This window comes from Pseudomonas sp. LBUM1660, from assembly GCF_059695935.1.
Genome location: NZ_CP166795.1, coordinates 3,560,940 through 3,581,590, shown reverse-complemented (window position 1 = coordinate 3,581,590; position 20,651 = coordinate 3,560,940). Strand labels below are relative to the sequence as shown.

Here is a 20,651-nt window from a genome sequence, read left to right as displayed (position 1 = left end):
TGGGCGTTCACTCAAGGGGCGGGATTGCGTTCAACGCATCGTATGGCTGACTATCGATACAATCAAAAAATTGTCATGGATACATTTCCCTATGCCACGCTCCCGCTACAAGTCGCTGGTGGACGCCTTTGCAGCCGATATCCGCTCAGGGCGTTTGCCTCCCGGTACGCGCTTGCCGACTCATCGTCTGCTCGCCGCCAGCCATGGTTTGGCCTTGGTCACTGCCAGCCGGGTCTATGCAGAGTTGGAGGCCATGGGCCTGGTCAGCGGCGAAACGGGGCGCGGGACTTTCGTCCGGGAGACTTCGCTGCCGCCCAGTCTGGGCATTCACCAGCCCAACGTGGCGGCAGGGATGATCGACCTCAACTTCAACTATCCCTCGGTGCCGGGGCAGGCCGATCTGCTGCGCAATGCCCTGCGTCAACTCGCGTTGTCCGGCGACCTGGAATCCCATCTGCGCTACCAACCACACGCGGGGCGCCTGCACGAGCGGGCATCGGTCGCGCGTCATCTGGTGGCGCGCGGGCTGACGGTACAGGCTGAACAGGTGTTGCTCGTCAGTGGCGCTCAGCATGGATTGACGGTGGCGTTGATGGCGTTGCTGCAACCGGGTGATGTGATCGCGGCGGACGCCTTGACCTATCCGGGGTTCAAGGTGCTGGCTGAGACGCTGCATCTGGAAGTCGTGCCTGTTCCTGGGACCGACACCGGGCCGGATCTGGATGCGCTGGAAAAGCTCTGCCGGAGCCGATCGGTGCGAGCCGTCTACACCATGCCGACGCTGCACAATCCGCTGGGATGGGTGATGGCCGCCGATCAACGCGAGCGCTTGGTGGCGATTGCGCGCCAGCACGACCTGCACATCATCGAGGACGCTGCCTACGCGTTTCTGGCCGAAGATTCGCTGCCACCGCTTGCGCAACTGGCTCCCGAAAGAACGGTGTACGTATCAGGGTTTTCCAAGAGCGTCGCCACCGGCCTGCGCGTCGGATTCGTCGCCGCCCCTCTGCAAACCGTGCCCGCACTGGAACGGACGATCAGGGCGACCACCTGGAATACCCCCGGGGTGCTGACGGCGATTGCCTGCGCCTGGATCGATGATGGAACCGTCAGCCTACTGGAAGCGCAAAAGCGTGCAGATGCACAGGCCCGCCAGGCCGTGGCCGACCAGCACCTGGCCGGCCTGCACTTCGTGCGCCATCCATCCTCCTACTTTATCTGGCTGCCCTTGTCGGAAGACGCACGGGCCGACCAGATCGCCATGGCGTTGATGCGCGAGCAGGTGGCGGTCTCGACCGCTGAACCGTTTGCCACCTCCGTCCATGTGCCGCACGCGATCCGCCTGGCGCTGGGCTCGGTGGACATGGGCGCGCTTGGGGTTGCGCTGGAGAAAGTGAAGCGGGTGGTGGGGGCCTATACGTAGCGAAGTCATTACCTGGGTGTGATCACTTCGCGCGCCAGTCGCCAATAACCACAACCATGACCTACGCTTGTTCAAAGACGCATGTTCAGTGAGCAGGGCGTGCTCCTGAGCGAGATTCAATCGACACCCACAAAAATAATATCGGGAGATTCCCTATGCTTGCCTTGTTCCGTCGATCAAGCCGCTTCATTGCAATAGCCGTAACCGCTGCCGCGCTCACTGCACCGGCGTTTGCGCTGGACACCGTCAAGTTCATGGCCCCCGGCTCGGTCGGTGGCGGCTATGACCAGACCGCACGGGATCTGGGCAAAGCCCTGGTCGAGGCGAAGGCGGCCAAATCCGTCACCTTCGAGAACAAAGGGGGCGCCGGCGGCACGCTCGGACTGGCGCAATTTGCCAACAGCACCAAGGGCGATCCGAATGCGCTGCTGGTGGTAGGCGCGATCATGGTTGCGGGTATTGAGCAGAACAAGCCGCAAATTACCTTGAAGGACGTGACACCGATCGCCCGGCTGTTTACCGAATACAACGTGATTGCCGTGCGCAAGGAGTCCGAGTTCAAAACCCTGGAGGACTTGCTCAAAGCCTTTAAGGACAAACCGTCCAGCATCACGTGGGGCGGTGGCTCCAAGGGCTCGATTGACCACATCGGGATCGCCGACCTGGCCAGCAAAATGGGAATCCCGGTCAACAAGGTGAACTACGTGGCGTTCGCGGGTGGGGGTGAAGTGGTTGCTCAGGTTCTGGGTGGCCAGATCAAGGTGATCACCGGTGGTTATGCCGAGCTGGGCCAATACATCCGCAACGGCCAGTTCCGGGTGCTTGCCATCGGCGCGCCCGAGCGCATTGCCGGCATCGATGCACCGACACTGAAAGAGAGTGGCTACGACGTGATCATCGGCAACTGGCGGGGTGTTTACGGTGCCGCGGGCCTCACACCCGAGCAGCGCAAGGACGTGACTGACGCCGTGCTGGCCGCCGCCGCAAGCGTTGGCTGGAAAGCCAATGTCGAGACCAATAAATGGGCCCCCAACGTTCTGACCGGCGATGAATTCGGCAAATTCGTCGACGAAGAACACGTGCGGCTGCATGGGATGCTGGTTGAGGTCGGGTTGATCAAATGAACCCGTCTCGTGGAATCATGCCGGTACAACTGGCGATTGGCCTCGGTGTGGTCGCCATCAGTGCAGTGTTAGCAGTCGGCGCCTACCGTTTTCCTGAGGAGATGGGGTTCGTCATTCTCGGCGCTCACGTCTATCCCTACGCATTAGCGGTGTTCCTCGGCGTCGTCGGCCTGTTGCTGTGTTTTCAGGCCGTCACCGGAGGTTTCCGCGAATTGGCCGATCACGATGACGAGTCTGCCAAAGCGCTGCCCGGCGGCAAACTCGGGGCCGCCTGGGTGACCGCGGGACTGGTGGCCGTGGCCGTGCTGATCAACCTCATCGGGTTCGTTCTGGCGGCCGGGTTGCTGTTTGCCTGTTCCGCTCGGGGGTTTGGCAGTCGCCGCCCGGTGCGCGATCTGGCCATCGGCATTGCCTTGACGTTGCCGATTTACTGGCTGTTCAACACCGGGCTCGGGGTTTCCCTGCCGCCCTTGATCAACGCCTGGCTCTGAGGAGAAAAACACCGTGGATATTCTCTCAAGCCTGGCCATCGGTTTTGCCGCCGCGCTGACGCCGATCAATCTGATGTGGGGGTTTATCGGTTGTTTGCTCGGCACGGCCATCGGCGTCTTGCCGGGGATCGGACCGGCGCTGACCGTTGCGCTGCTGTTGCCGATCACCGCCAAGGTCGACCCCACTGGGGCGCTGATCATGTTCGCCGGGATCTATTACGGCGCTCAGTTTGGCGGCTCGACCACGTCCATCCTGCTCAATACTCCCGGCGAGTCGTCGTCCATGGTCACGGCCCTGGAAGGCAACCTCATGGCCCGCAACGGACGGGCAGGGCCGGCCCTGGCGACGGCGGCCATTGGATCGTTTGTCGCCGGCACCATCGCGACGGTCCTGCTCACTTTGTTTGCACCCATCGTTGCTACGTTGGCGCTCAACTTTGGTCCGGCGGAGTATTTTGCGATCCTTGTGTTGTCCTTCACGACCGTGTCGGCGGTGCTCGGCGCGTCGATGCTGCGGGGGTTCGCTTCGCTGGGGATTGGCTTGACCATTGGCTTGATCGGCCTCGACTCGACCTCGGGCATTGCCCGCTACACCCTGGGCGTGCCGGAGTTGGTGGACGGCATCGAAGTGGTGCTCGTGGCGGTCGGCTTGTTTGCCGTGGGCGAGGCGTTGTACAGCCTGCTGTATCAAAAAGAAGAGGCGTCCGGTCGGCACCGGCTGACGTCTTTGTGGATGACGCGCTCTGACTGGAAGCGCTCGATACCCGCCTGGTTGCGGGGCACGCTGATCGGTTTTCCTTTTGGATCGATTCCGGCCGGTGGCGCGGAAATCCCGACCTTTTTGTCCTATTCGGCCGAACGCAAACTGAGCAAGTTTCCAAAAGAGTTCGCAGGCAGCAAGGGCGAGGGCGCCATCGAGGGGGTTGCCGGTCCCGAGGCGGCCAACAATGCTAGCGCCACAGGGTCCTTGGTACCGCTGCTGACGCTCGGCATTCCGACCTCCGCGACAGCCGCGATCCTGTTGGCCGCGTTCCAGAACTACAACCTGCAGCCGGGACCGATGTTGTTTCAGACCTCGGGCGATCTGGTCTGGACTCTTGTCGCCTCGCTGTACATCGGTAACGTCATCCTGCTGGTGTTGAACCTGCCGCTGGTCGGGTTGTGGGTCAAGCTGTTGCAGATTCCCCGACCGTACCTGAACGCCGGCATTCTGGTGTTCGCCACCATCGGCGTGTACGGCATGCGCCACTCTTCATTCGACCTGCTGCTGATGCTGGCCATCGGTTGGGGCGGGGTGCTGATGCGGCGCTTCGATTTCCCCGTCGCTCCTGTAATCGTGGGCATGCTGCTGGGGCCGATGGCTGAAAAACAGCTGCGCAACGCGTTATCCATCAGCGAAGGAGACTGGATGATCTTTCTGACGCAACCCATCGCCGCGTCGTTCCTCGCGCTGACCCTGTTGGTGTTGATCGTGCCGCATCTGCTGCACGCTCGGGGCATCAAGTTGCATGAGGATGATTAGGCAGTTTTCTTCAATACGCAGGGCAGGGCGCTCAGTACCTTGGGCGCTGGTTTTCCTGAATTGAAGAAGGTGTGCGATGAGTCTGATTATCTCCATGGCGACATTTGCCCTGGTGGCGTCGATAACGCCGGGGCCGGTGAACATTGTCGCGTTGAGTTCGGGGGCGCAGTTCGGTTTCCGCGCCAGTCAGCGGCATGTGGCCGGGGCCACGTTGGGCTTTGTGTTATTGCTGGTGTTGATGGGCCTGGGACTGCATGAGGTGTTGCGCCTTTGGCCCGCGCTGACGCAGGTGGTGCAACTGGCGGGCGTGGGGTTTCTGTTGTTCATGGCCTGGAAGCTTGCGGCGGACGATGGTCGCATCGACGCGAAAGAGTCGCGCAAGGCACCGTCGATGCTGTACGGCGCGGTGATGCAATGGCTCAACCCGAAAGCCTGGCTGGCGTGTGTCGCGGGGATGGGCGCCTTCGTCGCGGACGGCGAGGCGCGGTTGGTCTGGCAGTTTGCGGCGGTGTATCTGGTGATTTGCTACGTGTCGGTGGGGTGCTGGGCGTATGCCGGAACATTCCTGCAGGGTTATCTGAATAACCCGGCAGGCATGCGCTGGTTCAACCGGGTCATGGCGCTATTGCTGGGAGCAAGTGCCGTGTATCTGCTGGTTTCCTAGCCCCCAGGCAACTCACCTCAATCGAGGCCGTGCAGCAAACTGAACTCGTTTTTTGTCAGCGGTGTGAAACGGTTGTTTCGCAGTTGGCTGATGGCGTACAGCGCACGACCGGTACGACCGTTGCCGTCGCCCAAACCGTGGAATCCCACGACGGTCGCCAGCAAATGTTTGTCGAAATGCTCATGGCCGGTGTCCAGTGTTTTCAGATGCTGTTCCATTGCGGCGAAGCCACTGATGTTGCTGGCGTACTTCTTGTCATTGACGCCAATGCGCACGATGTCCGAGGTTGCAGGGGCAATCCGTGCGTGCACCTCTTTGATCACCGCCGGATCGGTCAGCGATTTTTCGTTGCCCGCGTAGTCGCGCAGGACCTGAACGATGCTGTCAACGTCATTGCCGGGGGAGGTCGAACCGTTGACGATCCAGGCGCCGGCCCGCTGCGAATTATCCGTAAAGCCATTCGGGTTGAACGTTGATTCCGCCATGGCCTGGTTGAACGGCGCCTTGCCCAGGTCCTGCTTCAGCACGTTTTGCTGGTAGCCCTTCATGTAATTGACGTTTTTAGCTTCGACCTGAGCAAAGGTGGCCAGTGTGTCGGCATAACCTTGGGCGCCCGATGCGGAACGTGCGGTGGTGTAGCCGTATTGCGATTTATCCAGGACCGCCGCGAACAGGTCATCGACCGCCGTTCGACCAATCAAGGCCTGCAGATCTTGCGCTTGCTTGAATTGGGCCGCCGATTCGATGACCGCATTATTGAACAGATGCTCCAGTTCGAGGTGGGTTGCACTCTCGGGTAATCGAATGTTCTTGTCCCCCAGACGGGCCACAATCTGTTCGACAGTCTGAATGCTGTCGTCCTTGAACAGCGCTCGGCCATGGGCAACCGAGTCCAGCGACATGCGGATCCGGGGCGCCGCGCCGGTATGGTCGACGGCCTTGATCAGGTTGTAGCTGTTCGCGCCGGAGAGGTAACGCAATTGCTGTCGGGCAGCATGTGATGCGGAAAGGGCGCTGCCGCTCAGTTTCGCCACGCTCCGGCCGAGCAGCCGGGCGCCACCCTTGAACAGCTGCGGTACGCCGCTGACCGGATTGACCAGGCTGACCGCGGTACTGGCCACGACTGTGGAGGCAGACAACAGCTTCGAAACCAGGGTCGTGGCTTTTGCACTGATCGCGACGACTTTTACGCCGATAATGGCGAACGACATGACCAGCGCCGCGGCGTCGATGACACACCCCAGAATCGCGCTCCGCTGTCTTGATGGAACACCTGAGGAAAGGTCCTCGATGCACCCTTTGAACGGAATGATCAGGTTCAAAATGACATTGAATACGGCATCGGTACTGGCGATTGCTTTTTCGCGCTCCGTTTCGTCAAGGCTCAGTGTTTTCAGCGCGCCTTTGTTGAAGTACGGGTTCTCCTTGGCAATAAAATCGCTGATTTCATCTTTCCGTTGGGAGCGGAAGTAGCGGTTCGGCGAGGTGGTGTCGGTATTGTCAGAGGGTATGTTGAACTCGCCGAGTTTGTGGAAGACAACCTGAGAATTATGGCCACTACGGGCTGGCAAGTTCTTGAAGTAAGCACGAGCGTCGATGGGGTAGTCCGTGAACACTCGTTTTTCCGGATAGTCATTGCCGTCGATAGCGTTGAAGGGATTCAATCGATAATGTTCGACAAGCGCCTTGTTTAAAACACATTCCATTCTGAGCGGGAAAAGTTCGTAACAACGAAGTTGCGAGTCTTTTTGTGCATAGATGAAGGTTCCATAGGGATATTTTTCGCCTAGTGGAATGCCGTCAAATCCGGCCGGCCCCCACGAATAAATCTGGTAAATAGCCAAATGCCCTTCTTCGATGAACTGCCTGTCCAGGGGACGAAGTTGCGAAAAAGCAATGTTGATCGAGGCAGATAATGCGTTGGTCATCGTATCAATATGGTCGTCAAAGACCGGCTCGTACAGTTCGGCAACAGGCTGCATGTGGACCAGGTGAGGGAAAGACTTGTAAATGCTTTCTCCTGAAATCCGGTCCCATTCCTCAGTATGAAGTTCGTCGCCCATATAAAGGTCTATCACCGATACCTTTCTTCCCGCCCCTCCACCGGTACCGCGATGTTTGACCAACAACTCCTCAGGGTCGCAGTCCGATTCCCAGGATTTCAACTCTTTCAACGCAAGCGCCTTGCGATGGGGTAACGGCTTGCCCAGTTGATTCACGGCGCCGTTGATCATATCGATGTGCTGTTGATATTCCTCCATGGCCAGTGTCACGGCTTCCGCGCTCAGGTTGCCTTCGGCGTCCCGGGAGACAAGCCTGTTCATCAAGGCCCAGGTGATGACCGGATCGACCGATACCGTCGCCGACAGGTTTTTTACGGCCGGGCTCAATTCCGATATCCGGCCAAACCCGAGCAACTGCTGATACGTCATGCTTCGGGAGACGCCCGGAACAATCGATTCGGCGAAATGGACGGCTTGGGTGAATACAACCCAGCCGGGCGTTCCAAGACGTAATTCGGGCGGCAGATCACGGACCAGATATTCCGGCGCCATGCCGCCCAGGATCAGTTCTGCCACCAGCGGCGCAAAGAGTTCATGGAGTTTGCAGGCGGTGACCAGATGCTGTTCAAGTTGCGTGCGCACCTCAGTCGGGCTGGCCAGCAAGTAACGTTTCGAATAAAGGTCGAAACCGGCAAACGTGGTGTTGGCCCGGTCGGCATCGGGGTCCAGATCAAGCAGTATCGCCGCAATGATCAACTGCTCAATAAACTGTTCGGTGGGTTTGGGGGCCGTTTCTTCCGCGAACCATCCCAGGGCATCGATGTATTCTTGCCCGTTGTCGGAGGCCCACACGGCGATGTCGATCAGCCGCGCCATCCGGTAGTTTTGGCTGGTGGGCAATCCATCGGCGGAGCCGCTTTCGAGTCTCAGCGAATCGCCCAGCAGGGTCACCAGTGGGACTTCGCCTGCCGTCTGGTCCTCGGAGATACGGCGAATGATTGCGCGGTTTTCTTCCGTGAGATTGAACGGAGAGTCTTCTGGGGTATTCAGCAGTTGCCAGTAATCTTCGTGCGTCGGGCTGTTCGGCAATGTCGAGTGATTGATCAAGTCGATCAACTCTTTGGCGCTTTCTACGGTGCCCGGCATTGCCAGGCCGTGAACGCGCAACCACTGACTGACCGCCATTTTCTCGGTAGCGGTCACCCATCCACCGGTCAACCTGGCCATGCTTGCCAACAGTTGAAGGTCTTCCTCGAAAGATTGATGGCCGGCGAGCGCGTGAGTGATGTCTGTGCGGGTAGAGAAGTAGCCGACGGTGACAACTTCGGAATCGACGGTACGGCTGTTGACGTTCTCATGGGTGTAATAGAGATGACCCAACTCATCGACTTGAAAGGAACTTGTCGCAGGGATGGAGTGTTCGGAACGGATCTTTAGAAAATCAGGATGACGGATAAGTCTCGAAAGACACATGGCGGCGGGGCGATGCAAGTTATCCAAGTGGGAGTCGGTCGTGCGTGTGACCGATAAGCGGTCCCACGACCAGCCAATAGTATCCATGACATCTTCATCACTGAGGAAGTTGGTAATGGCGTCAGTGACTGTTTGTTTGTCTCGTTGGTTGTTGGAGTGAAGCAGGTTGTTATATGAATTGTTCAAGTGAGAAGCTCCATCTTCTGGTGTCTGGTTTGGGTGTGGCTTGGGAAGGGAGCTTAAATAAGAGGGCGCAGCGCTGTCATTTTAGTTATATGTCTTTGTATGTTTATAGAATGGGTGAAGGTCGCATAATTGCTATGCAAATAAATAACTCTCTAGCGGGATAAGTATTGGCTTAGCCGCGATACTGCCCCGGCGTGGCAGCCAGGTGCTGTTTGAATACCCGCTGTAAATGCGCCTGATCGGCAAAACCCGCTTCCAGTGCTACATCCGCAATCAACTTGCCGCTGCGCAATTGATCACGGGCGAACTGGATACGCCGATTGACCAGAAAGGCATGGGGCGTCATGCCGTAGTGGTGCTTGAAGGCGCGAATCAAATAGGACGGCGACAGTTGCGCCGCTTCGCAAATGTCCTCGAGTTTGAGCGGCTGTGTGCAGTTGTCGCGAATGTAGTCGGCGGCCCGTTCCAGCTTGAAATTGGGTTCGCGCAACGCTTGGTCGACCGGGTTGAGCCGCTGCTGTACATCGGTAAAAAACTCCACCGCCGCACTGTGTTTGCACAACACGTCCTGCCAGGGATCAACCAGTATTTCGTACAAGCCGTTGAGGCCGGCGAACAGGTTGCCATCGCGGGTGTGGGTGATGGAAAACCGCCTGAACGCCGAGTCCTGGCTGAAGCCGAGCTGATGCTGCAAAACGGTCAGCCAGGGCGTCTCGACGTACAGCATCAGGTACGACCACGGCTGGTCGTCAATCGGATTGCAGGCATGCACATCATCAGGGTTCATCAACACCACGGTGCCGGCGCTGACCTGGAACTGCGCTTGCTCATGAAGGTAGGTGCTGCGCCCGGCGGTGATCGCACCGATGGAAAAGTGTTCGTGGGAATGCCGGGTGTAGCAGACCTCGCGGCCATCGGCGATGGATCGGGCTTCGATGAAGGGCAGGGCGTCGTCGCGCCAGAAGCGGGGTGCTGTGTCAGCGTATTTGGCAACGGTGTGCTTCATCGTCAATGTCCTCGGCAGGCCAGCAACGGAGTGTATTAGCTCTCGCCGTCAAAGGCTCGCTGCAAGGCGGCGATGTCGAGTTTTTTCATCTGCATCATGGCTTGCATGGCACGTTGGGATTTCTTCGTGTCGGGGTCTTTGAGCATGTCCATCATGGCGACCCGCACGATCTGCCAGGACTTGGCTGGACCGTAGATCGACATTTGCCCTCAGGCATTGGCGTGATCGAGTCAAAATGACAATGATTTGAGTCATATCGACCATTAAAGAAAGTTGTCGTTATGACTCATGTCGCTTCAAGGTGCTGATTTAAATGGACTAAATAGCTGGCACGAGACTTGATAAGTAAAACGTACAACTGAACTGCTTCAGGAGTACGGAAAAATGTTCGAGTTCTTCAACAATCCTCAGAACGTTCTGCACCTGTCTAGTCGCGTGCTGGGCGCGGGTCTGGCGCTGCTTTTGGCGGGCATCTACGGCGCGTATCTCTACGACGGCCATGTGCCAATCGTGGCGCTGGTAACGATGCATGCCATGACCATCATCGGGCCGACCTTGCTCAAGATCGGCTACGTGATGCGACTGCTGGCCCAGTATCGGTTGAGTACAGGTTTGGCCAGGGCGGTGGCCTGATGCGCAGACTCGCCGCTGCCCCCCTCTTCAGTCTCGGCTTTCGACCCTTCTTTCTGGCGGGTGCCGGGTTCGCCGCGATCGCGGTGGCGATCTGGACATTTTGGCTGTACGGGCGATTGCCCGATGCGCAACCCGTTGGCGGGATGCTGGCCTGGCATCGACATGAAATGCCGTTTGGTTTTGCCACGGCGATCATTGCCGGGTTCCTGCTCACGGCCGTGCCGAACTGGACCGGGCGCCCTGGTCTCAACGGCTGGCCCTTGATGGGGCTGGTGCTGGTGTGGCTGCTGGCGCGGCTGGCCTGGTTACTGCCCGTTCCCGATAGCGTATTGCTGGTGCTGCAAGTACCGTTTCTACCGCTGCTGGCCTGGGCGATCGGACGGGATCTGGTGGCCGCCGGCAAGCGCGATAACTACCCGATTCTGCTGGTTATCACGTTGATGGTCAGCTGTCAGGTCATGACGCTGTGGGGCATAGCGATCGATGACGCGGGTCTGCAACGGCGTGGTGTGTTGGCAGCCTTGTGGCTGGTGGCGGCGCTGATGACGGTGATTGGCGGCCGAGTCATTCCCTTTTTCATCCAGCGCGGCTTGAACCGGGCGGCTACACCCACCGCGCACCCGTTGCAAACCAGACTGTTGCTGCCGAGCAGCCTGCTTGCGGCGATAACGTTTGCTGCCGGATTGAACGGTGCTCCTCGACCCTGGCTGGCCACGTTATTTCTGCTGATGGGCGCGTTGCACGGGCTGCGGTTGTGGCGCTGGCATGATCGGGGTATCTGGCGCGTGCCGTTGCTCTGGTCGCTGTACCTCGCTTATGCCTGGCTGGTGGTTGCTGGGCTGGCGATGGCGTTGTGGCACACAGGCATCATGCAGCAGCAAAGTCTGGCCACGCACGCCTTGGCGGTCGGCGGTATCGGCGGGTTGATTCTGGCGATGATTGCACGGGTCAGCCTGGGTCATACCGGGCGACTGTTGCAGCCGTCGAACGCTGTGGTGCTGGGGTTTGCCTTGCTGGTGATCGCCGGTATGAGCCGGGTGTTTCTGGTACCGTTTTCCGGGTGGGGGCTAGGTCTTTCGGCGCTGCTGTGGAGCAGCGCTTTCGCACTGTTTTTCATGCACTACACTGGCATCCTGCTCAAGCCGAGGCGCTAACGCCCGATGCCACCGCGATCAGCGATCCACTGCGTGGCCATGTCGATGAAAGCGCGCAGTTTCGGTTGTGTCTGGGTACGGCTGGGGAAGTACAGGTACAACGCCGAACTCAGTGGCACAAACGGCTGCAGCACGCGCTCCAGCTGACCGTTCTCCAGCTCGTCGATGATCTCCAGGTTGCAGGCATAAGCTAATCCGAGCCCGTTTCGGGCCGCGCTAATCAATAGCTTGCGATCATTGACGAGCACGCCACTTTCGACACCCACCGTGAAGTCTCGCCCGTCGCGGCGAAACTCCCAGCGATGCGCGCTGCCGGAGCTGGCGAAGCGGAAGCCGATGCACTTATGCCGGGTCAGCTCTTCCGGGCTGATCGGTTTACCGGCCTTGGCGAAGTACGCCGGTGAACCCACCACCGACCACTGCAGGTCCGGTGTCAGGCGCACGGCGATCATGTCTTTCTCGATGGACTCTCCCAGCCGGATCCCGGCATCGAAACCGCTTTCCATGAGGTCGACCGTGGCGTCGTCCAGGGAAATGTCGAGACTGACCTGCGGATAAGCCTCACGAAACAGTGGCATCAGCGGCTCGATCAACAAGGCGCCGGACAAGCGTGGTGCGGTGATGCGCAGCGTGCCCATCGGTTTGTCGCGGAAACCGCTGAGCACCGCCAGCGCCTCGTCGATTTCACTGGCTGCCGGACGCAAGCGGGCGAACAGGCTGGCGCCGGCCTCGGTCAACGCCACCCGGCGCGTGGTGCGCTGGAACAGCAACACGCCGGTGCGCCGCTCCAGCAGTTTGATCGCGTGGCTGACCGCCGTGGGCGTCACCGCCAACCGGGTGGCGGCGAGGGTGAAGCTTTTGTGCTCGGCCACCGCCAGAAACTCGGTCAAGCCATCGAAAGGATCGTGATTCATATCGACGCCATTATGAAAGACAGTTTCATAGTGCTTGTAACACGAGGGCATTTTTCCGACCAATCTTCCTGCGTACCTTGTGCTTACCCCAACCCAAACAAGGAACTCGATCATGACCACTTCCCACACTTTCAAACGTGTCTGGCTCATCACTGGCGCTTCGCGCGGTATCGGCGCCAAGATCGCGGCCGCCGCACTGGCCAATGGCGACGCCGTGGTGGCCACTGCCCGTGATGCCCGCAGCGTCACCCAACGTTTTGGCACTCAACCCGCGTTGCTCGCCGTGTCCCTGGATGTCACCAATGAAGCCCAGGGCGTTGCGGTGGCCAAGGCGGCCATCGAGCACTTCGGGCGCATCGACGTGCTGATCAACAACGCCGGCTTCGGCTTGCTGGGCGCGGTAGAAGAAGCCAGCGCCGATGAAGTGCGCCGCGTGTACGAAACCAACGTCTTCGGCTTGCTGAACATCACTCGTGCCGTGTTGCCATACATGCGCGCCGCCCGCAGTGGGCATGTGATCAACCTGTCCTCGGTGGGCGGTTACGCGTCGGGCCCGGGTTTTGGCGTCTATTGCTCGACCAAGTTTGCCGTCGAAGGTCTTAGCGAGGCGCTGCACGCCGAGTTGGCGCCGCTGGGTGTCAACGTCACCGTGGTTGAGCCTGGATACTTCCGTACCGAATTCCTCGAGGGTAATTCGCTGGTCGAATCCCCGTCCACGATTGCCGACTACGACAGCACGGCGGGTGAGGTGCGCAAAATTGCCAAGGCCGTGACCCTGAACCAGCCGGGCGACCCGGACAAGCTCGCCCAGACCATGATCACCCTGGTAGAAGCGAAAAAGGTACCTCTGCGCTTGCCGCTGGGCAGTGACTGCGTCGCGGCGATCGAAGCCAAGAACGCCTTCGTCGCCAGTGAGTTGCAGACCTGGCGCGAAGTGTCGGTGTCGACCGACTATTGATCGCAATCTTTGTGGCGAGGGAGCTTGCTCCCGCTGGGCTGCGAAGCGGCCCCAAAACCTCCAGACCCGGTTAATCAGTTACACCGAATTGGTCGGGTTTGCGACGGCTTCGCCGCCGAGCGGGAGCAAGCTCCCTCGCCACAAAAGGCACTTCGCCGCACCAGGTCACTTCCATAAAACCGCCACGCCACACAAGCTCCTTCACGACAAAAAACTCATTCCAAGGCCACCCATCGAGGTGGCCTTTTTTTTGACCGGTGGTCGATGAACCGGTCTCCCCCGGCAATTTGCGCTTAGCTGTAGGGATAACCCGAGGCGCGTAGACCCGCCGGCTTTTGTAGGAGCGAAGCTTGCTCGCGAAGAACGATGATTCGGTATACCTGAACGGACGCCTTCGCGGGCAAGTCGGATCGCCGCATCGCTCGCTCCTACAGAAAACCACGACGTCTACATAGAAACGCCCCTTCAGAACACCGTGAGTCTGAGGAAATTCGCAATGCTGACCCTGAACATCAATGGCAAGGATCAGGAGTTGGATGTCCCTGCGGACATGCCGCTGCTCTGGGTCCTGCGCGATGTCGCGTACCTGACCGGGACCAAATTCGGTTGCGGCATGGCCCAGTGTGGCGCCTGCACCGTGCACGTCGACGGCGCGCCGTTGCGCTCCTGCATCACGCCCGCCACCGCGGTGGCCCACGGGCAAAAAATCCTCACCATCGAAGGCCTGTCCACCGACGGTTCGCACCCGGTGCAGCAAGCCTGGGCCGAACTCGACGTGGTGCAGTGCGGTTACTGCCAGTCCGGGCAAATCATGTCCGCCGCCGCGCTGCTGGCGAAGATCCCCCAACCCACCGACAGCGACATCGATCAGGCGCTCTCCGGCAATATTTGCCGCTGCGGCACCTACCCAAGGATCCGTGCTGCGGTCAAACGCGCCGCCGAGATCGGTTGATGCCACGTCGAAGGGAGTCTGAACCATGAACAGCATCAACCCGGTGTCACGTCGCGGTTTTCTCAAAGGCAGCGCGCTGTTGGGCGGAGGTCTGGTGGTGGCGTTCGTCATTCCCGGCGCCCATCGCTTTGCCGTGGGCGCGGAGAATGAAGGCAATGTATTTACGCCCAATGCGTTTTTACGGATCGGCAACGACAACGTCGTCACCGTACTGCTCGGGCACTCGGAAATGGGCCAGGGCATCTGGACCGGCCTGACCATGCTGATCGCCGAAGAACTGGACGCCGACTGGTCGAAAATCCGCGTCGAACATTCACCTGCGTCGGCGGCCGACTACGGCATGGCGGGTTTCGGCGGGATGCAAATCACTGGCGGCTCGACCTCGACCTGGATGGAGTTTGATCGCTATCGCCAGGCCGGCGCGGCAGCGCGCCTGATGTTGATCGATGCGGCCGCCAAACGCTTCAACGTCGCGCCCTCGGCGATTCATACCGAGTCAGGCGTGGTCATTGCCGGCGACAAACGCGCGACCTACGGCGAACTGGCGGACGACGCCGGCAAGCTGCCGGTGCCGGATCCGGCCTCGATCACGTTCAAGGAGGCCAAGGACTGGAAACTCATTGGCAAACCCACCAAGCGCCTGGACACCCCGGAGAAAATCACCGGGCGGGCCAAGTTCGGCATGGATGTGCAATTTGAGGGCTTGATGACGGCCATGGTTGCCCGTTCGCCGGTATTTGGCGGCAGCGTCAAATCTTTCGAAGGCGCCGAGGCGCTGGCCGTGCCGGGCGTGCACAAAGTGGTGCAGGTGCCCACTGGCGTGGCGGTGATTGCCGACCATTACTGGGCGGCGAAGCTGGGGCGCGATGCGCTGAAAATCGACTGGGACCTGGGGCCGAACGCCGGCCTCGACAGCCAGAAATTGCTGGAAGGCTTCCGCAAACTCGCGGCCACGCCTGGCACCTCGGCCAGTAAGGCGGGCGATACCACCGCCGCACTGGGCAAGGCGGCGAAGACCGTCGACGTCGAGTACAGCGTGCCGTACCTGGCCCATGCGCCGATGGAGCCGCTCAATTGCACGGTGAAAATCAGCAAGGATAAATGCGAGATCTGGACCGGCACGCAGTTCCAGACCCTGGATCAGATGATCGCGGGCAAGATCACCGGGCTCAAACCCGAGCAGGTTGAAATCCATACCGAATTCCTCGGCGGCGGCTTCGGTCGCCGAGCCAATCCGACGTCGGACTTTGTCGCCGAAGCCGTGCAAGTTGCCAAGGCGGCCGGCGGGCCGGTGAAAACCGTGTGGTCCCGGGAGGATGACATCCGCGGCGGTTATTACCGCTCGGCGTTCCTGCATCAGGCACGCATCGGCCTGGATGCTGGCGGCATGCCCACGGCCTGGAAGCATGTGATGGTCGGTCAGTCGATCATGGCCTTGACCATGCTCGAGGCCACCATGGTCAAGGACGGGGTCGACAAGACCTCGGTCGAAGGCGTCGCCGACAGCCCTTACCTCGAAGGTTTGGCCAATCACCAGGTGGAACTGCATTCGCCGACTACCGGCATCAGCGTGTTGTGGTTGCGTTCGGTGGGGCACAGCCACACGGCGTTTGTGATGGAATCGTTGATCGATGAACTGGCAGAGGCGGCCGGCAAAGACCCGGTGGACTACCGACGAACCTTGCTCAAGGCGCATCCGCGACATTTGGGCGTGCTGAACCTTGCGGTCGAGAAAGCCGACTGGAAGGCGCCATTGCCGGACGGCCACGCCTTGGGTGTGGCGGTGCATGAGTCTTTCGGCAGCTATGTAGCCCAGGTTGCTGAAGTGTCCCAGGACAACCTGAAAATCCGCGTGCACCGGGTGGTGTGCGCGGTGGACTGCGGGATCGCGGTCAACCCGATGAGCATCGCGGCGCAAATGGAGTCCTGCATCACCTTCGGCCTCGGCTTTACCTTGCACAGCAAACTGACGTTCAAGGACGGCCAGGTGGTGCAATCCAATTACCACGACTATCAGGTGCTGCGGCTCAACGAAATGCCGATGGTCGAAGTGCATATCGTGCCGAGCACCGAAAGGTCCGGCGGTATCGGCGAGGCCGGTGTCCCACCTACGGCGCCGGCAGTGGCCAACGCGGTGTTCGCCCTGACCGGGCAGCGCTTGCGGGAACTGCCGTTGCAACTGTCGGGGGTGTGAGATGAAACGACATCTGATTCTTGGCGCGGTGGTGATGATCGGCCTGGTTGGTTATGCCGAAGACCTGTTTGCTGACGATAAGGACGCCATCAAGGCGTTTGATACGGTGCAGAAAGTCTTTCAAAGTCCGCGTTGCCAGAACTGTCATATCCCGGGCGATTCGCCGTTGCAGTTCGACGCGGGGATCCCCCACGCCATGAGCGTAGTGCGCGGGATGGACGGCAAGGGCGCAGCGGGATTGCCCTGCGCGACCTGTCACGCCGAGGCCAATCCGCCGGCCAGTTACGGGCCAAATACTCCACCGGGGGCGCCGCACTGGAGCTTGCCGCCCGCGGCGCACAAGATGGCCTGGATCGGTCTGCCGGCCGATCAGTTGTGCGCAATGATCAAGGATCGCTCCAGTAATGGTGACCGTGATTTCGCGGCGCTGATCAAGCACGTCAGCGAGGACAAGCTGGTGCTCTGGGGCTGGAGCCCGGGTGAGGGAAGGGCGCCGGTGCCGGTGCCGCACGACATTTTCGTCACTCAATTCAAGCGATGGGCTGACGCTGGTGGACCGTGTCCGGTGCAGGGCAGTTGACCGGCGGTCTGTTAACAGGGAGTCAAACCGGGTATGCACGACTCTAAAGTGCATACCCGCCAATGGAGTGAGTCATGCTGATCCCAGGCAAACCGTTCAAGCGCGGTGCTTGTACAGACCCGTTACGTTCGCCACTGCAGGAGCGTGAGCTGCTGCGTGACCAGGCCCGCAAGGCCGAGCAAGAACTGATGGGCGTGCAGATGGCGAGCATGGACGAGATGACGCTGCTTCCCAACCGTCACGGTTTTACAGCACAGGCCCAACAGGGGATAGACGCCTGCCTGCAACTGGGACTGCCGGCGACGCTGCTGTTTTTCGACCTCGATAATTTCAAGCGAATCAACTATCTGTACGGGCGCGCCGAGGGCGACCATGCCCTGAAGACCTTCGCTGACGTGCTGCGTATCGCCTTTCGCGAAAGCGATGTGATTGGTCGATTGGGCAACGATGAGTTTGTCGCCTTGTTGACGGGTGCAAGCGTTGTAGAACTGTCCGCGATCAAGGCCCGGCTCGAAGAAATACTCGCCGAGCGCAATGCCACGGCGAATCGCAGTTTTGACATTCACTTCAGCATTGGCCAGGTCGAGTTTGATGCTCGGCTAAACCCGACAGCGGAAGACGTGTTGGCCCTGGCCGACAAGGCGATGCACGACACGGGTCATTGTTGAGCGGCGCCTTGCAAAGCTGCAGCAATGTAGGCTGCCGTTCGCAACAGCCGGCCATCGTCCCTGAACTTCCCGATTATCTGTAGCCCGACCGGCAACATGGGTTGGGCGCGCACCAGCGGGATGTTCACCTGCGGCCAGCCAAACGCCCCCCAGAACTTGATGAAGTCCGACGGTCCGGTGCTTTCCAGGCCTAGCGGCGCGACCATCCCGCAAGAGGCGCCGAGCATGGCGTCGAAAGGTTGGCAAAGCTCATTCAAACGGGGCGCAAGCGTGGCCAGGCGCGCCTTGGCAGCGGATTCCTGCTCCCAGGTTGTCGCCGCCGCTCGCTCGAACATGGCCAGTGTCGAAGGGCTCAGTTGAGCACGGTGGCGTTGGAATTCCTTGGCCAGTGAGCGGGCACCTTCGCAATCGTTGATCAGCTGATGGTCGTCGAACACTGCGGCAAACTCTTCGGGCAGCTCCAGTTCGCTCACATCATGGCCGGCGCTACGCAACTGATCCGTGGCCTGCTCCAGAGCGCAGGCCACCTCGGGGTCCACTTGATCCCAGCGTAAGGTGCGGCAGAAACCCAGCCGTAGTGGACGCCGCTCGACGTCGGGCACTACAAAACCGGGAATCAACACCCGTGCCACAAGGTGCAGATCGCGCACCGATCGTCCATACCAGCCCACGGTGTCGAAGCTCGGCGCCAACGGCTTTACACCTTCCAGCGACACCAGTCCCAAGGACGGTTTGTAGGCGAAGAGGCCGCAATAGGAGGCCGGCTTGAGCAGCGAGCCAGCCGTCTGGGTGCCCAGCGCCACAGCAAAGAATCCCGCTGCCATCCCGGCCGCCGAACCCGCGCTGGAACTCCCCGGCGTGCGAGCGAGGTCGTGAGGATTTCGGGTCGGGCCGGTGTGCATGTAGGCAAATTCGGTGGTGTGCGTCTTACCCATGATCAGCGCGCCGGCCTGGCGCAACAGCGTCACGACGTGGGCATCCCGGGACGGTTGATGGTCGGTGTAGATGGGCGAGAAGAATTGCGTGGGGTAGGCGGCGGTGTCGAAGATGTCCTTGATGCCGACGGGGACGCCGGCCAGCAGGCCACGCCCGGTGTTCTGCGCCGCATCGGCGCGTACCTGCCGGTCGTCGAACGAGACGAACGCCTGGATATCCGGCTCCCGCGCCTGAATGCACGCAAGAAAGGATTCGGCGATGGCGACAGCGGTCGTATCGCCATTGACCACCGCTTCACTGAGGGTGGTCGCGTCAAGGGCCGGGCGGTTCATTTGGCGAACAACTGGCTGATGTTTTTAAACGCTTTGAACTCCAAAGCGTTGCCGCACGGGTCGAATAGAAACATCGTGGCCTGCTCGCCCACCAATCCCTGGAAGCGGATGCCTGGCTCGATCACGAAGCGCGTCCCAAGGCCTTTCAACCGCTCGGCCAGCGCCTCCCATTCCGCCATCTCCAATACCACACCGAAATGCGGCACCGGTACGTTATGACCGTCCACGGCATTGGTGTGCGCCGCTTCCTGAGAAGCGTTTTTCGGTGCCAGGTGAATCACCAGTTGATGGCCGAAAAAGTTGAAGTCGACCCAATGGTCGCTCGAGCGGCCTTCTTCCAAACCGAATATGTCACCGTAAAAGCGCCGGGCAGCCGCCAGATCGTAAACCGGTACGGCCAAGTGAAAAGGGCAGAGTTGCATCGGGTTCGCCTCGGGTTCTCAGGAGTTGAAGCAGAGTTTAGCGCTATGATTTTTGATTGAAAGACGATAGTTTTTGCGTCGAGCTCAAATTATTTCGATCAATCGAGAACGCTTATGCTGCGCGAATTGAAAACCTTCATCGCCGTGACGCGCTACGGCACGTTCGCATCTGCCGGGATGCATATCGGTCTGACGCAGTCGGCAGTCAGCGCACAGATGCGCAATCTGGAACAGGCGCTGGGCATCCGCCTGTTTGATCGAACCGGGCGTCAGGCGATTCTCAATGCCGCGGGGCAACGGGCGTTGCCGATGGCGCAGGAGATCCTCGACACGTTTAGCCGGATGGCCGTCAGTGAGGATGTCAGCGAGTACCGTGGCGAGTTGAAAATCGGCGCGGTGGCCACGGTCCAGACCGGGTTGTTGCCTCAGGCATTTTTGCGGTTGAGGGAGCAGGCACCGCTGCTGGAGCCGAAACTGGTGCCGGGCGTGTCGATGAGTTTGTTGAGTCAGGTCGATACCGGTGAGGTAGATCTGGCGATATTGATCAAGCCGCCGTTCGAACTGCCCAAGGAGCTGTCGGCGCAGGTGATTCGCCGGGAACCGTTTGTATTGATCGTGCCGATGGGCCTTGAGGGCGCTGATCCGTTGCAGATCCTCGCGAGCCATCCGCACGTGCGTTACGACCGCAACTCATTCGGTGGACGTCTGATAACACGATTTTTGCGTGAACAGCAGATTGATGTACACGTGGTGATGGAGCTGGATGAGCTGGAAGCCATCGTGAAGATGGTCGAATGCGGGTTCGGCGTTTCACTGCTGCCCGAGGCCGGGCTATGGCTTGAACATGGGGCGAAGGTCAGGATTATTCCGTTGGGCAAGTTGACGTTCTACCGCGAGATTGTGCTGCTGCAGCGTTACAGCCAGCGCACACAGCCGATCCAGCTGTTGTTTGCCAAGTGCCTGACGCAACCTGCCGGCTAAAGCAGGCGTGGCAGCTTATGTGCTGTAAAGAATGA

Annotated in this window: 18 protein-coding genes and 1 pseudogene; 13 read left to right on the top strand and 6 right to left on the bottom strand. The window is 59.9% G+C overall.

Going from position 1 to position 20,651, the window contains the following annotated elements; genetic code table 11:
• The first annotated feature begins 91 nt into the window (after positions 1-91).
• From ACA068_RS16700 to ACA068_RS16680, 5 genes are all read left to right on the top strand, one after another.
• Positions 92-1,423 carry an aminotransferase-like domain-containing protein gene (locus ACA068_RS16700; protein ID WP_497303292.1) on the top strand — a complete coding sequence of 444 codons (1,332 nt, stop codon included), beginning with the start codon at positions 92-94 and terminating at the stop codon, positions 1,421-1,423.
• 155 nt (positions 1,424-1,578) lie between these two features.
• On the top strand, positions 1,579-2,547 hold the full coding sequence (locus tag ACA068_RS16695; protein WP_497303290.1) for a tripartite tricarboxylate transporter substrate binding protein: 969 nt from the start codon (positions 1,579-1,581) through the stop codon (positions 2,545-2,547).
• Positions 2,544-3,038 carry a tripartite tricarboxylate transporter TctB family protein gene (locus tag ACA068_RS16690; RefSeq protein ID WP_497303288.1) on the top strand — a complete coding sequence of 165 codons (495 nt, stop codon included), beginning with the start codon at positions 2,544-2,546 and terminating at the stop codon, positions 3,036-3,038. Before ACA068_RS16695 ends, ACA068_RS16690 begins: the two co-directional genes overlap by 4 nt.
• Before the next feature lie 13 nt (positions 3,039-3,051).
• Complete coding sequence (locus ACA068_RS16685; protein WP_497303286.1) at positions 3,052-4,560, top strand: tripartite tricarboxylate transporter permease; 1,509 nt, start codon at positions 3,052-3,054, stop codon at positions 4,558-4,560.
• 76 nt (positions 4,561-4,636) lie between these two features.
• Positions 4,637-5,224, top strand: coding sequence for a LysE family translocator (locus ACA068_RS16680; protein WP_497303284.1), 588 nt, complete (start codon positions 4,637-4,639; stop codon positions 5,222-5,224).
• 17 nt (positions 5,225-5,241) lie between these two features.
• Here the strand turns inward: ACA068_RS16680 and ACA068_RS16675 are convergent, their stop codons facing one another.
• From ACA068_RS16675 to ACA068_RS16665, 3 genes and pseudogenes are all read right to left on the bottom strand, one after another.
• Positions 5,242-8,886 (bottom strand): hypothetical protein, encoded by a 3,645-nt coding sequence (locus ACA068_RS16675; RefSeq protein ID WP_497303282.1) that lies wholly within the window; start codon positions 8,884-8,886, stop codon positions 5,242-5,244.
• Between the two features lie 172 nt (positions 8,887-9,058).
• Entirely contained in the window at positions 9,059-9,892 is an 834-nt protein-coding gene (locus ACA068_RS16670) for an AraC family transcriptional regulator (RefSeq protein WP_497303280.1), read from the bottom strand.
• Positions 9,893-9,927: 35 nt separating this feature from the next.
• Positions 9,928-10,071, bottom strand: a pseudogene (locus ACA068_RS16665) (VOC family protein); the annotation flags it as partial.
• 205 nt (positions 10,072-10,276) lie between these two features.
• Between ACA068_RS16665 and ACA068_RS16660 the strand changes: the two are divergent.
• Together ACA068_RS16660 and ACA068_RS16655 are read left to right on the top strand one after the other, a co-directional pair.
• A complete protein-coding gene (locus tag ACA068_RS16660; protein WP_497303278.1) occupies positions 10,277-10,525 on the top strand; it encodes a transmembrane sensor/regulator PpyR in 249 nt (82 codons plus the stop codon).
• Positions 10,525-11,679 carry an NnrS family protein gene (locus ACA068_RS16655; RefSeq protein ID WP_497303276.1) on the top strand — a complete coding sequence of 385 codons (1,155 nt, stop codon included), beginning with the start codon at positions 10,525-10,527 and terminating at the stop codon, positions 11,677-11,679. The genes ACA068_RS16660 and ACA068_RS16655 overlap by 1 nt, the downstream gene beginning before the upstream one ends.
• Here ACA068_RS16655 and ACA068_RS16650 read toward each other — a convergent pair.
• Positions 11,676-12,593, bottom strand: a complete 918-nt coding sequence (locus tag ACA068_RS16650; RefSeq protein ID WP_497303274.1) for a LysR family transcriptional regulator — start codon at positions 12,591-12,593, stop codon at positions 11,676-11,678. The two genes, ACA068_RS16655 and ACA068_RS16650, sit on opposite strands and share 4 nt — an antisense overlap.
• Positions 12,594-12,705: 112 nt before the next feature.
• Between ACA068_RS16650 and ACA068_RS16645 the strand changes: the two genes are divergently transcribed.
• From ACA068_RS16645 to ACA068_RS16625, 5 genes are all read left to right on the top strand, one after another.
• Complete coding sequence (locus tag ACA068_RS16645; RefSeq protein ID WP_497303272.1) at positions 12,706-13,551, top strand: oxidoreductase; 846 nt, start codon at positions 12,706-12,708, stop codon at positions 13,549-13,551.
• A gap of 496 nt (positions 13,552-14,047) precedes the next feature.
• Complete coding sequence (locus tag ACA068_RS16640; RefSeq protein ID WP_497303270.1) at positions 14,048-14,503, top strand: (2Fe-2S)-binding protein; 456 nt, start codon at positions 14,048-14,050, stop codon at positions 14,501-14,503.
• Between the two features lie 25 nt (positions 14,504-14,528).
• Positions 14,529-16,697, top strand: a complete 2,169-nt coding sequence (locus ACA068_RS16635) for a xanthine dehydrogenase family protein molybdopterin-binding subunit (RefSeq protein WP_497303268.1) — start codon at positions 14,529-14,531, stop codon at positions 16,695-16,697.
• Between the two features lies 1 nt (position 16,698).
• On the top strand, positions 16,699-17,277 hold the full coding sequence (locus ACA068_RS16630) for a hypothetical protein (RefSeq protein ID WP_497303267.1): 579 nt from the start codon (positions 16,699-16,701) through the stop codon (positions 17,275-17,277).
• A gap of 74 nt (positions 17,278-17,351) precedes the next feature.
• A complete protein-coding gene (locus ACA068_RS16625) occupies positions 17,352-17,945 on the top strand; it encodes a GGDEF domain-containing protein (RefSeq protein ID WP_497303265.1) in 594 nt (197 codons plus the stop codon).
• Here the strand turns inward: ACA068_RS16625 and ACA068_RS16620 are convergent.
• Together ACA068_RS16620 and ACA068_RS16615 are read right to left on the bottom strand one after the other, a co-directional pair.
• Positions 17,936-19,213, bottom strand: a complete 1,278-nt coding sequence (locus ACA068_RS16620; RefSeq protein WP_497303263.1) for an amidase — start codon at positions 19,211-19,213, stop codon at positions 17,936-17,938. The two genes, ACA068_RS16625 and ACA068_RS16620, sit on opposite strands and share 10 nt — an antisense overlap.
• Complete coding sequence (locus ACA068_RS16615; protein ID WP_497303261.1) at positions 19,210-19,635, bottom strand: VOC family protein; 426 nt, start codon at positions 19,633-19,635, stop codon at positions 19,210-19,212. The genes ACA068_RS16620 and ACA068_RS16615 overlap by 4 nt, the downstream gene beginning before the upstream one ends.
• A 114-nt stretch (positions 19,636-19,749) precedes the next feature.
• On the opposite strand from ACA068_RS16615, the gene ACA068_RS16610 reads away from it, so the two are divergent.
• On the top strand, positions 19,750-20,616 hold the full coding sequence (locus ACA068_RS16610; RefSeq protein ID WP_497303259.1) for a LysR family transcriptional regulator: 867 nt from the start codon (positions 19,750-19,752) through the stop codon (positions 20,614-20,616).
• Positions 20,617-20,651 lie beyond the last annotated feature (35 nt).

Coding starts and splice junctions, on each gene's coding strand:
- ACA068_RS16625 (WP_497303265.1), top strand. CDS start 17,352: ATGCTGATCCCAGGCAAACCGTTCAAGCGCGGTGCTTGTACAGACCCG.
- ACA068_RS16650 (WP_497303274.1), bottom strand. CDS start 12,593: ATGAATCACGATCCTTTCGATGGCTTGACCGAGTTTCTGGCGGTGGCC.
- ACA068_RS16610 (WP_497303259.1), top strand. CDS start 19,750: ATGCTGCGCGAATTGAAAACCTTCATCGCCGTGACGCGCTACGGCACG.
- ACA068_RS16695 (WP_497303290.1), top strand. CDS start 1,579: ATGCTTGCCTTGTTCCGTCGATCAAGCCGCTTCATTGCAATAGCCGTA.
- ACA068_RS16655 (WP_497303276.1), top strand. CDS start 10,525: ATGCGCAGACTCGCCGCTGCCCCCCTCTTCAGTCTCGGCTTTCGACCC.
- ACA068_RS16640 (WP_497303270.1), top strand. CDS start 14,048: ATGCTGACCCTGAACATCAATGGCAAGGATCAGGAGTTGGATGTCCCT.
- ACA068_RS16620 (WP_497303263.1), bottom strand. CDS start 19,213: ATGAACCGCCCGGCCCTTGACGCGACCACCCTCAGTGAAGCGGTGGTC.
- ACA068_RS16670 (WP_497303280.1), bottom strand. CDS start 9,892: ATGAAGCACACCGTTGCCAAATACGCTGACACAGCACCCCGCTTCTGG.
- ACA068_RS16630 (WP_497303267.1), top strand. CDS start 16,699: ATGAAACGACATCTGATTCTTGGCGCGGTGGTGATGATCGGCCTGGTT.
- ACA068_RS16635 (WP_497303268.1), top strand. CDS start 14,529: ATGAACAGCATCAACCCGGTGTCACGTCGCGGTTTTCTCAAAGGCAGC.
- ACA068_RS16615 (WP_497303261.1), bottom strand. CDS start 19,635: ATGCAACTCTGCCCTTTTCACTTGGCCGTACCGGTTTACGATCTGGCG.
- ACA068_RS16690 (WP_497303288.1), top strand. CDS start 2,544: ATGAACCCGTCTCGTGGAATCATGCCGGTACAACTGGCGATTGGCCTC.
- ACA068_RS16700 (WP_497303292.1), top strand. CDS start 92: ATGCCACGCTCCCGCTACAAGTCGCTGGTGGACGCCTTTGCAGCCGAT.
- ACA068_RS16680 (WP_497303284.1), top strand. CDS start 4,637: ATGAGTCTGATTATCTCCATGGCGACATTTGCCCTGGTGGCGTCGATA.
- ACA068_RS16660 (WP_497303278.1), top strand. CDS start 10,277: ATGTTCGAGTTCTTCAACAATCCTCAGAACGTTCTGCACCTGTCTAGT.
- ACA068_RS16645 (WP_497303272.1), top strand. CDS start 12,706: ATGACCACTTCCCACACTTTCAAACGTGTCTGGCTCATCACTGGCGCT.